General features: G+C 57.2%; 10 protein-coding genes. 2 read left to right on the plus strand and 8 right to left on the minus strand.

From position 1 onward, the window contains the following. Positions 1–85 precede the first annotated feature (85 nt). Together MTX78_RS16550 and MTX78_RS16555 are read right to left on the minus strand one after the other, a co-directional pair. Positions 86–1,129: a glycoside hydrolase family 5 protein gene (locus MTX78_RS16550; RefSeq protein WP_243796544.1), complete on the minus strand. Its 1,044-nt coding sequence runs from the start codon at positions 1,127–1,129 to the stop codon at positions 86–88. A gap of 443 nt (positions 1,130–1,572) precedes the next feature. Next, complete coding sequence (locus tag MTX78_RS16555) at positions 1,573–3,300, minus strand: cellulase family glycosylhydrolase (RefSeq protein ID WP_243796546.1); 1,728 nt, start codon at positions 3,298–3,300, stop codon at positions 1,573–1,575. A gap of 687 nt (positions 3,301–3,987) precedes the next feature. Between MTX78_RS16555 and MTX78_RS16560 the strand changes: the two genes are divergently transcribed. Further along, positions 3,988–7,188, plus strand: a complete 3,201-nt coding sequence (locus MTX78_RS16560; protein WP_243796548.1) for a glycoside hydrolase family 3 N-terminal domain-containing protein — start codon at positions 3,988–3,990, stop codon at positions 7,186–7,188. A gap of 198 nt (positions 7,189–7,386) precedes the next feature. Here MTX78_RS16560 and MTX78_RS16565 read toward each other — a convergent pair whose 3' ends face one another. Further along, positions 7,387–7,833, minus strand: coding sequence for a hypothetical protein (locus tag MTX78_RS16565; protein WP_243796554.1), 447 nt, complete (start codon positions 7,831–7,833; stop codon positions 7,387–7,389). 277 nt (positions 7,834–8,110) lie between these two features. After that, entirely contained in the window at positions 8,111–8,275 is a 165-nt protein-coding gene (locus MTX78_RS16570; protein WP_243796561.1) for a hypothetical protein, read from the minus strand. Between the two features lie 77 nt (positions 8,276–8,352). Between MTX78_RS16570 and MTX78_RS16575 the strand changes: the two genes are divergently transcribed. After that, positions 8,353–9,978 carry a 3-(methylthio)propionyl-CoA ligase gene (locus tag MTX78_RS16575; protein ID WP_243796568.1) on the plus strand — a complete coding sequence of 542 codons (1,626 nt, stop codon included), beginning with the start codon at positions 8,353–8,355 and terminating at the stop codon, positions 9,976–9,978. A gap of 101 nt (positions 9,979–10,079) precedes the next feature. On the opposite strand, the gene MTX78_RS16580 is transcribed toward MTX78_RS16575, so the two are convergent. The 4 genes from MTX78_RS16580 to nagB all read right to left on the minus strand — a co-directional run bounded on the left by MTX78_RS16580 (position 10,080) and on the right by nagB (position 14,703). Continuing rightward, positions 10,080–10,586 carry a DUF2059 domain-containing protein gene (locus MTX78_RS16580; protein WP_243796570.1) on the minus strand — a complete coding sequence of 169 codons (507 nt, stop codon included), beginning with the start codon at positions 10,584–10,586 and terminating at the stop codon, positions 10,080–10,082. Between the two features lie 238 nt (positions 10,587–10,824). Beyond that, positions 10,825–11,997, minus strand: a complete 1,173-nt coding sequence (locus tag MTX78_RS16585; RefSeq protein ID WP_243796572.1) for an acyltransferase family protein — start codon at positions 11,995–11,997, stop codon at positions 10,825–10,827. A 76-nt stretch (positions 11,998–12,073) separates the two neighbouring features. Further along, entirely contained in the window at positions 12,074–12,739 is a 666-nt protein-coding gene (locus MTX78_RS16590; RefSeq protein WP_243796574.1) for a class I SAM-dependent methyltransferase, read from the minus strand. A 50-nt stretch (positions 12,740–12,789) separates the two neighbouring features. After that, positions 12,790–14,703, minus strand: a complete 1,914-nt coding sequence (gene nagB / locus MTX78_RS16595) for a glucosamine-6-phosphate deaminase (protein WP_243796575.1) — start codon at positions 14,701–14,703, stop codon at positions 12,790–12,792. Positions 14,704–15,014 lie beyond the last annotated feature (311 nt).

The following is a 15,014-nucleotide window of genomic DNA, read 5'->3' on the forward strand; positions in this document are numbered from 1 at the left end:
CCGACGTTTCTACAGCAGCACGCCAGCCAGCAGTGGAATTCTCCTTCGCTGGCTGGCGTGTTGCTGTAGTTGCCTGGGAAAGAACCTACTTCTCGACGTTGTACTTGCGTAGATACTCCCGCACTTTGAGCCCCGATTCTTTCAGATCCTCGTCTTTCCACTTGCCCGTAGAGGCAGCTGTCTTTTTCAGGATAGAGCAGGTTTCGTCTTTGTCGGAAACCGACCAGGTAATCCAGCTCACCTTGTTGGCTTCCATCCAGTCGATGTACTCTTGCCACGCTGCGTAGTTCAGAGGACCATCGCCGGAAGCTTCCATGCCCGCCGACTCGGAAACGAATATTGGTAGGCCGCTCTTGATGGCCGCTTCGGTCCGGTCGCGCAGTTCCTGCTTGTGGGTGGCCGCGTAGAAGTGCATGGTGTACATCAGGTTGCTCTGGCCCTTGATGGGGTCGGCGGCCGGCAGATGCACATCCTGGTCCCAATGCGGCGAGCCAACCAGTATCACATTGTCGGGGTCGTTTTCCCGAATACTCTTGATTACTTCTTCGGCATACGCTTTCACCTCGGGCCAGCTCTCATAATCAGGCTCGTTGAACACCTCGTAGATGACGTTCGGCTGCTTGCCATACGCCTTCGACATTTCGGCGAAGAAGGCTTTAGCTTCGTTGAGGTTGATGTTGTGGCTGTGCCAGTCAATAATCACGTAGATGTTGGCCTTAATGGCGCCATCCACCACCGCCCGGATTTTTTCCTTCGAGAAGTCCGGATGCTTGAGGTAATTCTTTTCCCCGGATTCCACGCCCGCTGCTGCCCGCACCACGTTGCAGTTGAAATCCTCCTTCAGCCACTGCACTGTTTCTTCGGTGTAGAAGCGAGGCCACATGCTGTGCCAGCCAAAGCTCAAGCCGCGCAGCACCACCGGCTTGCCGGCTTGATCAACTAGCTGCGTGCCTTCCACGCGCAACTGCCCGTGCTTTTTCACAAACTTGGTGGGGCGCTTCGCTGGAGCGGGTTTCGTGGTGCTTGCTCCCTCTGATGGTGCTAGTGTTTGCCCTGATGGCTGCGCAGCCACGGGGCCAAGTAGTGCCGCTGCCAGTACGAGGGGCAGCATTTTACCGGTTTGGAGCATAAAAGCTGGTAGTAAGAGGTGCGTAGGTTATTGTTGACGAATGCGCCGACCAACAGGGCTGCACAAATAAAGGGTGTATTCCCAACAAGTGCTTAAAGGATTTAGCAATTATCTCTTTTCTCACCTGTTTCCTACACCTCTGCTCACGCAACGCCTCAGGCTTGTGGTTGAAATAAGCGGTTGCAGGGCACTGGAATCTTGCTGCTCTCGCGCCGCACAAAGTAGCATTTTCCTCAACGGATTGCAGCTTGAATCCTTATGCTTCTCACAGCTATTGAGTTCAAGACCTGGTTACTACGAACTACACAACAAAGGCCCACTCAGCACAAGCGCTGAGTGGGCCTTTGTTGTGTAGCGGCCAAGTTGGCTTAGCCTAACAAACAGATTCAGTGAAAGCAGAGCCTAAGCCTAGGTTCGTGCTGCACTTTGTTTGCTGTCGAGCATTACTCTTTCACGAAGCGGTGCGTGGTAATGACACCGTTGTTGCTCACTCGGACCGAATAAATACCTGGCTCTAACCCAGAAACGGGCACCAGCATTTCGCCGCCCTTCAAATTGCTGCTGCTACGGGTGAGTACCTCGCGCCCTTTGGCATTGAACACTGTTAGTTGCACGCTGCTGCTGGTAGTTGGCACCGATACCGTCAGTTGGCTCTGGGTGGGGTTGGGGTACAGCGACACGGTAGCTGGCTCCGTGGTGGCTGCCCGGCCGCCGGTCGTGGCTTTCGTGAAGCTCCACCAATTGAGGTTGTAGCCACCAGCAGCCACTCCAATGGCAATGTTCTGCCGCCCTGCCGCCAAGCTAACGGTGTGCGAAATAGTGGTCCAGGTCTGCCAGCCACCGGTAGCGGGCACCGCCAAGGTACCCCGAACAGTCGTACCCGAGTTCTGCTCTAGGCTGATACGTCCGCCGCCACTCAAACTAGCTACCCGATACTGAATCACGTAGTCGCCGGCCGTGGGCACGTCGATGGTATAGGCCATCCAGTCGCCGGCGTCGAGGTAGCCCACGTTCAGGCCGCCCCCCGTGTCGGCAGTGGTTTCGGTCTGCACGCCCGACATGGCATTGTAGCTTTCGGCCTGCACCGTGGTGCCCCCCGTAGTGGGTGGCGTGGTTGGGGGCGGCGTAGTGGTACCTCCGCCGGTGGTGGTGCCATTCCAATTCTGGATGTAGCCTTTCACTAAGGCTCCCGACTGCGTAAGGTAGCTGTCCGACCACGCAGCCGTAGGACTGGTGCCGGGCTTGAAAATCGAGGCTGATTCTGCTTTATCGTTTACCGCCCAGTTGAGGTGGCTGATGCCGTTCTGCTTCATAAACGTCATCCATTCCTGGGTGGAGGCGGCGTCTACGTAGCCGTTGCCGGAAGCTTCCGTAGTGCCGTACTCTGTCACGAATAGCGCAACCCCTTTGCTAAGAGCTGCTTGTGCTTTTGTTCGGAGGCTGGCTTTGTGGGTGGCTGCGTAGAAGTGCAGGGTGTAGGCAATATTGGAGTAGCGGGTAATCGGGTCGTTGGCGGCCACATCCACATCCTGCGACCAGGTGGGCGTACCCACGATGATGAGGTTGTCGGGGTCGATGGCTCGGATGGCGCCAGCCACGGCTTCGGCGTAGGGTTTCACCACGCCGCTCCACGACACCTGCAAGGGCTCGTTGTACACTTCATACAGCACGTTAGGGGAGTTGCCGTAGGTGGTGGCCATCTCGCGGAAGAAGGCAATGGCTTGCTGCTGTTGCTGCTCAGCTTGATGCGAGTGCCAATCGATGATGACGTACAAACCCGCGGCTATACAGGCATCTACCACCGTTTTCACTTTCTGCTTTTCGCGGGTTGGATTGCTGAGGTAGCCGCCGCTTTCGTTGGTGCCCATGGCTACGCGCACAATTTTGGCTTGCCAGTTGTTCTTGAGCCAGCCGACCACATTGGCATTGTAATATTTCTCGCCGCCCCAACCGTCGTTGCTCCAGAACAAGCTGTTGCCGGCCAAGCTAATAGGCTGGTTGTTCTTGTCAACAATCTTGTTGCCAGCCACTTTCAGCTGGCCGTATTGCTGCACTGGCGTTAGGGTTTGCGCCGCCGCACTTAAGGGCAACAGCAAGGCCCCTGCTGCACACAGGAGGCCAGCCCCCCAAGAGCGCAACGTGCGCATACCGGTCATTGTACCATTGTTCATACTAAGGAAGATTAGGGTTGGTTGGTAGGAAAGAAGGGTTGTAAGCGAGGTTCGCAGCTTGGCGCCGGCCAGAAAGAGCACAAGGGTTTAGCAGCGCCACAACTGGCACAGAGAACCGGAGAGCAAGAGCAATAGGGAGGCAGGGACGTTATCAGCGGTCAACCGCCTTTTTAAAGGCAGACAACCAGCACGACGACAGGGCGAGTTGCCAAGGTGGTGTGTACCCTGACAGTAACTACATGATGGCCTACGGCAGGTGCAGCCGCAGCCGCCTACGAGGCTAGTAAGGCAACTCGCAGGACGGAATAGCAAAAGGATATAGCGCACGAAACTAAGCGTAAGCTTGTATAAAAAATTCAATCTTCTGAGATAATGACATAATCCTATAACCCTACAGCTGAGGATGATGTAGCGCCTAGTCAACTAGTTGCGCTTCCTTTATATGCGTTGCTGCAACAGCACTATCACGCAAGCCATTGCCCTGCGTGAGGTAGAACATATGGCGGCGCTTCCAGCTGGTGCCCCTTGCTAATAGCAATTGAACCTAGGAGGCTTCGTGCACACACTCTGGTCAAAGCGTGCTGTTATGCAACGGCCCACCAGCTCTCAGCTTTTGGGAGGTGGTCGGTTGGCTTCCATATGCCTGCGGCTTTTGTGCGGCGGACGCGCAACTTCTGGCTCTAACCCATGCATTCCCTTACATTCGCCTTCACACCTTTCTCTTCTACTCTGTTGTCGTTATCCCGCCTCCTGCCTCTCCTGTTGCTGGTGCTATGGACCGCCCCCGACGCCTCGGCCCAACGCCGTCAGCAACCCACTACGAAAACAAGCTCTGTTACCACTGCCAGCCGCAAAGCCGCTACGGCGAAAGCTGCCACCCGAGCGAAGAGCAGCAACCAGCCCGTGCCCTTTGCCCGTCAGATGGCCAGTTCCCGCTGGGTTGATTCGGTGATGAAAACGCTCACGCCCGACCAGCGGGTGGCGCAGCTTTTCATGGTGGCCGCCTATTCCAACCGCAAGCGCATCGATGAAGACTCGATTACGGCCCTCATTCAGCAGTACGGCATTGGGGGTGTGATCTTTTTTCAGGGCGGCCCGGTGCGCCAAAGCCGGCTTCTGAACCGCTACCAGAGCCAGAGCCGCGTGCCCCTGCTGGTAGCTATGGATGCCGAATGGGGCGTAGGAATGCGCCTCGACAGCGTCCAGCGTTTCCCCTACCAGATGAGCATGGGCGGCATCCGCGACAACCAGCTGTTCTACGACATGGGCACGGAAGTAGCAGCGCAGTTCAAGCGGTTGGGCATGCACGTCAATTTTGCGCCGGTGGTGGATGTGAACAATAACGCCGCCAACCCGGTCATTGGGTTTCGGAGTTGGGGTGAAGACCGCCAGAGCGTAACCGAAAAGAGCTACCTCTACATGAAAGGCATGCAGGACGCCAACATTTTGGCGGTGGCAAAGCACTTCCCAGGCCACGGCGACACCGATACCGACTCGCACCTGGCCCTGCCCCTGTTGCGCATCGACCGGAAGCGGATAGACACGCTGGAGCTGTTTCCGTTTCGGGACCTGATGCGGCGCGGCCTGGGGGGCATGATGGTGGCTCACCTCAACATTCCGGCGCTGGACACCACTGGCATGCCTTCCACCCTATCCAAACCCATTACCACGGGCCTGCTGAAAGAGAAGCTAGGGTTTCAGGGCGTCATCTTCACTGATGCCATGAACATGAAAGGCGTCATCAGCAAATACCCGCCCGGCGACGCCGATGTACGGGCCTTGCTGGCTGGCAACGACGTGCTGGAATTCTCGAAAAACATTCCGCTGGCCCTGAAAATGGTGCGGGCCGCCATCGATAGTGGCCGCATCAGCCAGGCGGACCTTGATGCGCGCTGCCGCAAAGTGCTGGCCCTGAAAGAATGGGCGGGCCTCAACCACTACAAGCCCATCGAGCTGAAGAACCTGGTTGCCGACCTGAACACGCCGCACGCGCAGTACATGAGCAAACACCTCACGGAGCTAAGCGTGACGGTATTGCGCAACCAAAGGAAGCTGTTGCCGCTGCAACGCCTCGATACGCTCCGGCTAGCTACGCTCACCATCGGCACCAAAGACACCACCGATTTCCAGCGCATGGTAGCCGATTATGCGCCCGTGCGCCACTTCTGGCTGCCGGCCACGCCAGCGCTGGACGAGCTAACCAAGATGCGCGAAACCCTGAAAGCCTACAACGTGGTGCTGGTGGGCATGAACAACTTAGGCCGACTCCCCGCCACCAACTTCGGGGTGACAGCCGAAGCCAACGTACTGCTGCGCGAGCTAGGGACGCCCGGCCAGAAACTGGTGGTATCGGTGTTCGGCTCAGCCTATGCCGTGGCCAAAATCCGAGACCTAGACCGCGCCGATGCCGTGGTGCTGGCTTATCAGGAAAGCAAAAACGCGCAGGATGTAGCCGCCGAGGTAATTTTCGGGGGTATTTCCGCTACCGGCAAGCTGCCCGTAACCGTAACGGACCGGTATAGCTACGGGGCGGGCCTCACTACGCAGGGCGGCATCCGGCTGCGCTACAGCTTCCCCGAGGCGGTGGGCATGAACAACAACCTTGAAGCCCGCGTGGATTCCATCATGAACGGGGCGCTGGCAGCCCGGGCCTTTCCCGGCGCGGAGGTCCTGATTGCGCGGCGCGGGACAGTGGTACTGCGCAAAAGCTACGGCACCCACACCTTTGCCGATGCGCCCTCGCAAGGTGGCCGCCCGAGCCGCGTCGTCCGCAACACCGACCTCTACGACCTAGCTTCCGTGACCAAAGTTTCGGCGGCACTGCCGGCCCTCATGAAGCTCCAAGACCAAGGCAAGTTCAACCTCGACATGACCCTGGGGCAGCTTTTCCCGGAATTTATGGGCACCAACAAGCAGGACCTGAAGCTGCGCGACGTACTCACGCACCAGGCCCGCCTGAAAGCCTGGATACCGTTTTGGAAAGACTATACCAAGCCCCGGGGCGTGTTCAACGCGCTATTCGGCAACAGCCCGGACGCCAAAGACGTGTCCGTCACCAAGCCTTCGGAACTTAGCCGCCGCTACTTCCGTCCTGATTCGTCGGCGCGCTTTCCGTTGCGCGCAGCTACCGGCTTGTGGGCCCGCAAGGATTTTCCGGAGCGCATCACCAAGGCCATTGCCGAGTCGCCGCTGAACGAGAAACCAGGCTACGTGTACTCGGATTTGTCGTTCATCATGTATCCCAGGTTCGTGCAATCGGCATCTGGCAAGCCGCTGGCGCAATACGTAAACGACGAATTGTACCGGCCGCTTGGTGCTACTACGCTGGGCTACAACCCCACGCGCCGCTTCCCCCTCAGCCGCATTGCCCCCACCGAATACGACTCCCTATTCCGTCGGCAGTTGCTGCACGGCACCGTCGATGATGAAGGAGCGGCGTTGCTGGGTGGCTTCTCTGGGCACGCGGGCCTGTTTGGCAATGCCAATGACTTAGCCAAAATAGTGCAGCTCTACGCTTGGAATGGCAAGTACGGCGGTCAGCAGCTGCTCAAGTCCGAAACCCTGGCCGAGTACACCCGCTGCCAGTTCTGCCCCGACAACCGCCGGGCCCTCGGCTTCGATAGGCCTGCCACCAACCCAACGGTTAATTCGGCCAAAAGCGCCTCCCCGCAAAGCTATGGTCACACCGGCTTCACAGGTACGTATTTCTGGGTTGATCCGAAAGAGGAAATCGTGTGTATTGTACTCACCAACCGCGTGAATCCTTCGCGCCGCAACAACAAGATTTCCAGCATGAACGTCCGCACCAACGTGTTGCAGGTGGCCCTGGAAAGCGTGCGCCCCGTGCAGCAGCAAAGCGTAGAAAGTACCGTTCCCAAGGAAAACTAACTGAGCGTGTAGGTAGCAAGCGACGCAGAATACTGCCAGCTACATCCTTAAATGACACCTACCACTTTCGCTGAAGTGGCACCAAACAAAAACTCCCCGGCTGACAGCAGCCGGGGAGTTTTTGTTTGGAAGTAAGGGGAGACTGTTGTACTGGTGAAGCGTTTTTAGTCGAGCAGGTGCTTGCTGGCAACATCGGCTTCACCTGGATGCCTGCAACTGCGGCACTAACTGCTGCTGCTGCACCAACCAACTCATGCACTCGCCTTCCGTCGTGCACAGGTTCAAGTGCAACGGCTGGCCGGTAGTGGCGGCGGACGTCGTCAGCTGACCATCCACTTCATAGTCTTTGCGCATGTCGGGTGCCATGAAGTAGATCATGTACACAGGAACATCAAAGTTGGCAGTTAGGCTTGGGTAGTAGCTTTTCTTGAGCCACTCCTGAATTTCCGTACTGCTGTGGTGGCACCGCCGAACGTCAATCAGCCAGTATTGCGCTTTCTGCTGCCGAGCGGCAGCCAGCAATTCTTCGTAACCATGGCGGGCTTCTAGCAGGGTTACTGGGCGAAGCCAGCGGCCCACCAGAATATGCGTGTCGTAATTATAGCTGATGGTCAGGAAATCTGACGCGGTAAAATCGATATACATCGGGCGGAGCACTAGCGAAAACTTCTATGGTTGCTTTTACGGAGCAAGCTGCACAATGGCCGACTTTTATCTTTAATATTTATACCTACTTAGATTAACACAAATAAACAAAGGAACAAAATAGAGGCTAAGTAGGTGCAATCAACTTGTAGCCAGCCATATACGGTCACTACAGGCATCACATATTTATCGCACAAAAGCAGTCAGCTTTTGTTTTGAATGGCTGCATTCTTTAGCTGTTTTGGTCTGGCTCACTGTGTGGCAAGTAGCTTTTTAATCAGGAAAGCAACCGGGTTAGCACAGCAACCGCCGTAGGTAGTGGCTGGCAAGCACGAGCGAAGTTTTTCTGCCCAACGGAGACCTGCTTGCTACCATAGTACAAGCGGGTTTCGTTGACAGCTACTAGCCCCACAAAGGCCAGCGTTTCCAAGCCGTGGGCCATGGGTTAAACGGCGACAGCGCGGACGCCGATTTTTTGGTAGCTTGTTCAGCACAAGCCCACTATTCCCACCTCGTGCTATGTTTGGACTGATGATGAACGAGCCCCTGCGCATTGCGGGGCTACTGGAGTATGCCGCCAAGTGGCACGCCGATACCGAAATCGTGTCGCGGATGCCAGAAGGCGCTATGCACCGCTACACCTACGCCGACCTGGGCCGTCGTAGCCGGCAGCTGGCTAATGTGCTTATCGAACTTGGCATCCGCAAAGGCGACCGAGTGAGCACGCTAGCGTGGAATACCCACCGCCACCTGGAGCTCTACTATGCTATTTCGGGCATGGGGGCGGTGTGCCACACTATCAACCCACGCCTGTTTTTCGAGCAGTTGGTGTACATCATCAACCACGCCGAAGACCGGCTGCTGTTCTTCGACCTTACTTTTCTGCCGTTGGTGGAGAAGCTAGTGCCTCATTGCCCCACCGTGGAAAGCTGGGTGCTGCTGACCGACCGCGCCCATATGCCCACCAGTGTGTTTTCGGGCGGTTTGCACTGCTACGAAGACCTAATGGCCGCCCACGCCGCCGACTACGAATGGCCGGTGTTCGATGAAAATACGGCTTCCTCGCTCTGCTACACTTCCGGTACCACCGACCAGCCCAAAGGCGTGCTTTACTCGCACCGCTCTACGTTGCTCCACTCCTATGCAGCCTCGCTACCCGACTGCTTCAACTGCTCGGCCCGCGACGTGGTGTTGCCGGTAGTGCCCATGTTCCACGTCAATGCCTGGGGCATCCCGTACATGGCGCCGCTCAACGGCTGCAAGCTGGTAATGCCTGGTCCTGGCCTAGATGCGGCCAGCCTGTATGAGCTGTACGAGCAGGAAGGCGTCACGTTCACGGCCGGCGTGCCCACCATCTGGTTTGGACTGCTGACGTTTATGCGCGAGAAGAAGCTACAGTTCAGCACCCTCAAGCGCATGATAGTAGGTGGGGCCGCATGCCCGCCAGCGCTACTGAAGGCTTTCGACGAAGAATTGGGCGTGGAAATCTGCCATGCCTGGGGCATGAGCGAAACCTCGCCGCTGGGCACGGTTTGCACTCTCAAAACCAAGCATTTGGCCCTCAGCGAAGACGAGCAGTTTGCTATTCAAACCAAGCAAGGGCGTTCCATTTTCGGCATCGACATGAAGATAGTAGACGATGAAGGCAAAGAACTACCCACCGATGGCATTGCCTTCGGCGACCTGTTGGTGCGGGGTCCGTTTGTGGTGGCAGAATACTTCCGGGCCAACCATCCCGGCGAGCTAACCGCCTCCGGCTGGTTCCGCACCGGCGACGTCGCCACCATCGACCCCGACGGCTTCATGCACATCACCGACCGTTCGAAGGATGTCATCAAGTCGGGGGGCGAGTGGATTTCCAGTATCGAGTTGGAAAACCTGGCCGTGGCGCACCCCCAGGTGGCGGAGGCTGCTGTTATTGGGGTGCCCCACCCCAAATGGAGCGAAAGGCCCCTGCTGGTGGTAGTGCGCAAACCCGATGCAACGGTAAGCAAAGAGGAGCTACTGGCCTTCTACGACGGCAAAGTAGCGACATGGTGGAAGCCGGATGCCGTGGAGTTCGTGCCGGAACTACCCCACACGGCCACCGGCAAACTATTAAAGACCAAGCTCCGTCAGGATTTTGCGGGCTATACATTCAGCTAACAAACCAAAAATGGCATGGCGTAAGTGGGACTTACTACCGCGAGCAGGCTCCACTTACGCCATGCTCTTCCTGGATGTAGGAATAGCACGCAACGCAGCACCTATTCCGTTTTTGCAGGCTGTTGAGACTTCATTTTCTCGCCAATCACTTGCTGCAATTCGGGCAGGTGCTCTTGCACGCGCTTCTGCCCGATTTCCATACCGGCCATCATGAGCTGCGGCATTTTCTGGATGGTTTTGCGGCCAGTAGGCGTTTGGTAGAACTTAGACAGTTCCTTTAGCTCTTTCTCGGTGAACTCTTGGGTGTAAAGCGCCGCAATGTCTTCTTTGATTGCGGGCCAGCCCATATACTTGGTAATAAAAGCGCGCATTTCGGGCTCTACCGCCTTCATTTCGGGGCGTTGCGTCAGCTGGCTTTCCAACATGCGGTTCATCATGTCGGTGGTGTTCTTCTCGCTTCCCGTGACGGCTAGTAGCTCTTCAGCCGCTTTACGGTGACTGGCAGAAACAGGTGCCGCCGAGGCAGTAGTGGCGGAAGTTGTTGATTGGGCCTTTGCCATTGGGGCCGCCAGCAATAGGCTGGCCGCCAGTATCCACAGTTTTTTCATCCCCTGACGTACGAGTATTTCACCGGTTAGGTCGGCATACGCCCTTATTCTTCGTCGTATTCGCAGCGCATACGGCCCTAGCAGGCCCAGCAGAATGTAAACGTTCTAATATCACTTGGACGAAATATTGGTATCATACTAGGCATAGTTGAATAAGTAACGCCTACTTCCAATACAGTAAAATCGCGTGGATACATATGCGCCACGCAGCAACGTCAAGAACCTGAGGGGCTATCCTTTACACTTTAATAATTACCCCTTTCCGATACATTATCCAGAGAATACCCAGCCAAATCAGAACGCATACCAGCGCGCCTGCCAACGAGGCATTGATAGGACTGAAATACGGAGTGAAAAAGGTGGTGTAAAGCCAGGTTTTGAGGGGCACGCTGGCCGCTGTGACTTTGATAAGATTCAAGGACTTGGCTACAATTGCCGACAGGAAAAACACCGTAATAGCGTTGACCCCATACACCAGCGCGGGGGTAGTGAAACGGCGGTAGCCCTGCACGTCGGTCAGCCAGTAAAGGCCCGCTAGGGTAGCCATGGCCAAGCCGCCAGCGTAAAGTACGAACGAGCTAGTCCAGAGAGCTTTGTTGATGGGAAACCAGCCGTTCCAAATTAGGCCAAGCACCACAGCCCCAGCGCCCGCTACAAATAGCCACGCCACGCGGGTAGCGGGGTCCACGTCTTTGCGGCGCAACCACTGCCCGGTAAGCATACCTAGCAGTCCGGTACCCACGGCCGGCAAGGTGCCCAGCAAGCCTTCTGGGTCCCAGGTGCGGCTGCTCGACCAGAGGTGCTTTTCTGTGAACACCACCCGATCCAGCCAAGCTCCCAGGTTGGTACTGGCTTCCAGGTTAGCGGGCCCGAAACCGGGCACAGGCACCACTTGCAGCAGCACGTTGTAGAGCACCAGCACAAACGCCAGCAGCCCAAGCTGTTGCCGCCGGGTGGTTTTCAGAAACAACACCCCGCACACAAGAAATACCCACGAAATACGCGCCAGCACCCCCGGTATCCGCACCGTCTCGAAGTCGAAGTTGGGAAAGAGCGCCGAAAACAGCCCCAACCCAAACAGAATGGCTGAACGCTTGAGAATGCGCACCATCGTGCGGCCGTGCGTTTCAGGCTGCCGCCGCGCCCCATCCAGCGCATACACAATACTGACACCCACAATGAACAGAAAGAAGGGAAATATCAGGTCGGTGGGCGTACAGCCGTGCCAGGCAGCGTGTTCGAGCGGCACATAGATGTGGCCCCAGTCGCCGGGGTTGTTCACCAAAATCATGGCCGCCACCGTGATACCGCGAAACACGTCGAGTGAGACAAGCCGCCCAGGCTGGGAAGCTTCAACCAGTGGCTGCGCGTGGGTGGTTTCGAGGGCGGCTTGGGAGGTACGGGTGGTCATGAAGTTGAAATCAGGAACAAGGAAAAGGTAGGTTAGACGGCCTATTTATTTCTCGGCCGTGGGACTGGTCAGGCAGCTAAATCTTCTGGGCCACCAGCTTCACTAAGCGGCAGGTTTCTTTCGAAAAGTCAGCTACGCTTAGCGGCTCTTCGTAGCGAATAATCTGGAAGTTAGCGGCAGCATACAGGTGCTGCAATTCGTTTGTAGCAAACCCAATCGTCTTACCGGATTGGTTATTGCGGGTTTGGTTGACTTCAACGTGAAAGTTCTCGAATACGAGCAAGCCCCCGGGCCTAAGTGCCGCCTGCACCTGCGCTACGTGCGTACCTTCGTCGGCGTAGCACAGCACAATTAGGTCCCACTGGTTGGTACCCCAGTTATACGTATTTGCGTCGTGCTCAATAGTAGTTAGGCAGACGCCTAAGCGCTGCGCCTGTTGCTGAGCGTAGACTAGGGCTTGATCTGCAATGTCTACGCCGGTGACCTGCCACCCTTGCTGAGCTAGGTATAGGGCGTTGCGACCCTCCCCCATGTTCACATCCAGCGCCTTGCCAGCTCTGCAGTCTTCTACTGCCTCCAGTAGCAACCTGTTAGGCTGGGCGTTGAAGCGCGTGTTTCGCCAGGTGGCATCCAGCAGGAAGTGGTTCCAAAGGCCACGGTCGTATTCAAGTTGCTCGTTTGGCGTGGCATCAACTGGGGGCGGCGGATAGCTAGCGGACTGCGAAGGACCAGGCTGTTGCATGACCAGTTACTAATGGATATAAAACGGCTTTTCTCTCACGAAGCTACTTTTCAGAACTTCCACCGCACAAATGCTTCGATGCCCTCGTACTCGGGCAGGCCGAGTTGGTCGTAGATGCGGGCGGTGGTGCGGTTACGCTCTTCGGCGCGCTGCCAGAACTCGCGCTGGTCGGCGCCGGGGAACAGCGGCCGGTCTTTCTGCGACTGATGCTTGAAAATAGCCCGGCGCTTGCGCGTGAGTTCCTCAGGGGAAAGCGGCACGGCCATTTCAATCCGGTCGATGTCCCACTCCTGCCAGGCGCCGCGATAGAGCCACACCCAGCAGTCTTGTAGCCACTGCGCACCCTCTTCTTGGAGGCGCTGCACGGCCTGCATAATGGCGGCCAAACACACGCGGTGGGTGCCGTGCGGGTCACTCAGGTCGCCGGCGGCGTAGATTTGCTGGGGCTGAATGCGGTCAAGCAGTTCCATGGTTAGTTGGATATCCTCGTCGCTAAGGGGCTTTTTGCGCACGCGGCCAGTTTCATAGAACGGCAACTCCTGGAAGTGGGCCCGTTCCTGCGGCACCCCCACGTAGCGGCAGGCACTTTTCGCTTCGCCACGCCGAATGAGGCCCTTTATCTGCTGCACTTCGTTGGAATCCACCTGGCCGGGCTGCTTGTTTTCCAAGAACTCCACCACGCGCTGATACAGGGTTTCGGCGGGCTGGTCGTCGAAGCGAAACGCCTCGTCGTAGTCGGCTACGAACTCGGCAAACCGGATGGCTTCGTCATCGAACACCGCAATGTTGCCGGAGGTCTGGTACGCCACGTGCACCTCGTGGCCCTGATCGACCAGCCGAATCAGGGTGCCGCCCATGGAAATAACGTCGTCGTCGGGGTGCGGACTGAAAACAAGTACGCGCTTCGGAAAAGGAGCGGCGCGCTCGGGGCGGTGGGTGTCGTCGGCGTGGGGCTTGCCGCCCGGCCAGCCAGTAATGGTGTGTTGCAGTTCGTTGAAAACCCGGATGTTGATAGAATAGGCCGGACCTGATTCAGCCAACAAACCAGACAACCCATTCTCGTTGTAGTCTTCGTCGGTGAGCTTGAGAATAGGCTTTTCCGTTCGGCGAGCCAGCCAGGTCAACGCTTTCCGAACCAAGGCCTCATCCTGCCAATTGCAGGGCACGTTGGCTAGCCAAGGCGTTTTTTGGGGGCTTAGCTCGGCGGCGGCCGCTTCGTCGAGCACGGCTTGCACGGCGGGGTGGTGCTGCAAGTAAGTGGCGGGCACGGTATCGGTTGGCTCGCCTTCCACCATGCGTTTCACCACGGCGGCCTTGCCTTCGCCCCACGCCAGCAGCACAATGTTGCGAGCTTCGAGAATGGTGCCCACGCCCATGGTCAGGGCGCGGCGCGGTACGTTTTCCTCGCCGTAGAAGTCGGAGGCGGCGTCGGTGCGGGTGATGTGGTCGAGGGTGATCATGCGGGTGCGCGACTCCGAACCAGACCCCGGCTCGTTGAACCCGATGTGGCCAGTACGCCCGATACCCAGCAATTGCCAATCAATACCGCCCGCTTCCTGAATCTGCTGCTCGTAGCGGCGGCAGTAGTCGGCCACCTGCTCGATGGGCACGGTGCCGTCGGGGATGTGCACGTTTTCCGGCTTGATGTCGATGTGGTCGAACAAGTACTCGCGCATGAAGCGCACGTAGCTCTGCAACGAGTCGGGCGCCATGGGGTAGTATTCGTCGAGGTTGAAGCTCACCACATTCTGGAAGCTCAAGCCTTCTTCGCGGTGCAGCCGCACCAGTTCCTCGTACACCCGCGTCGGCGACGAGCCGGTGGCCAGCCCGAGCACCGCCGTACGACCCTCGGCGGCGCGCTGCCGGATGAAGGCCGCCAACTCACGTGCCACGGTGGAGGAGGCCAGCTCGGAATCAGGGAACACTCGGACGGGGACGCGGGAAGTGGCAGCAACGTTGACCATGAAAGCAAACGAATGAAGTGAGCGGGAAAGCTGAAGCTTTTCGAAGAGGATTCAAAGTCAAATAATTGCTAAATTAAATCACATATATAGTTGGTTAGCCTTACCGAGCTTTCTAGTTTAGGCCCAGTCTTTTTTGTTCACCGGGCTCTATATTCTGCTTTAGGGCTATTGAGCACATAGCAGCTCGGTGATTTTAGCTATTCCCGATGGTCGTCATTTGGCTTTGTTGTCCGACGCTCTCTTCGCAGTCCATCCACTGTTGGCCGGGCCGCCGCTGCACGTAGCAGCCGCGGCCCGGCCACTTGCTTTTT

Origin of the sequence: Hymenobacter tibetensis (genome assembly GCF_022827545.1) — a bacterium.
Taxonomy (GTDB): domain Bacteria; phylum Bacteroidota; class Bacteroidia; order Cytophagales; family Hymenobacteraceae; genus Hymenobacter; species Hymenobacter tibetensis.

Bases quoted from the DNA above. Each gene is read 5' to 3' on its own strand.
- MTX78_RS16550 (WP_243796544.1), bottom strand. From the start codon at position 1,129: ATGCTCCAAACCGGTAAAATGCTGCCCCTCGTACTGGCAGCGGCACTA.
- MTX78_RS16555 (WP_243796546.1), bottom strand. From the start codon at position 3,300: ATGAACAATGGTACAATGACCGGTATGCGCACGTTGCGCTCTTGGGGG.
- MTX78_RS16560 (WP_243796548.1), top strand. From the start codon at position 3,988: ATGCATTCCCTTACATTCGCCTTCACACCTTTCTCTTCTACTCTGTTG.
- MTX78_RS16565 (WP_243796554.1), bottom strand. From the start codon at position 7,833: ATGTATATCGATTTTACCGCGTCAGATTTCCTGACCATCAGCTATAAT.
- MTX78_RS16570 (WP_243796561.1), bottom strand. From the start codon at position 8,275: ATGGCCCACGGCTTGGAAACGCTGGCCTTTGTGGGGCTAGTAGCTGTC.
- MTX78_RS16575 (WP_243796568.1), top strand. From the start codon at position 8,353: ATGTTTGGACTGATGATGAACGAGCCCCTGCGCATTGCGGGGCTACTG.
- MTX78_RS16580 (WP_243796570.1), bottom strand. From the start codon at position 10,586: ATGAAAAAACTGTGGATACTGGCGGCCAGCCTATTGCTGGCGGCCCCA.
- MTX78_RS16585 (WP_243796572.1), bottom strand. From the start codon at position 11,997: ATGACCACCCGTACCTCCCAAGCCGCCCTCGAAACCACCCACGCGCAG.
- MTX78_RS16590 (WP_243796574.1), bottom strand. From the start codon at position 12,739: ATGCAACAGCCTGGTCCTTCGCAGTCCGCTAGCTATCCGCCGCCCCCA.
- nagB (WP_243796575.1), bottom strand. From the start codon at position 14,703: ATGGTCAACGTTGCTGCCACTTCCCGCGTCCCCGTCCGAGTGTTCCCT.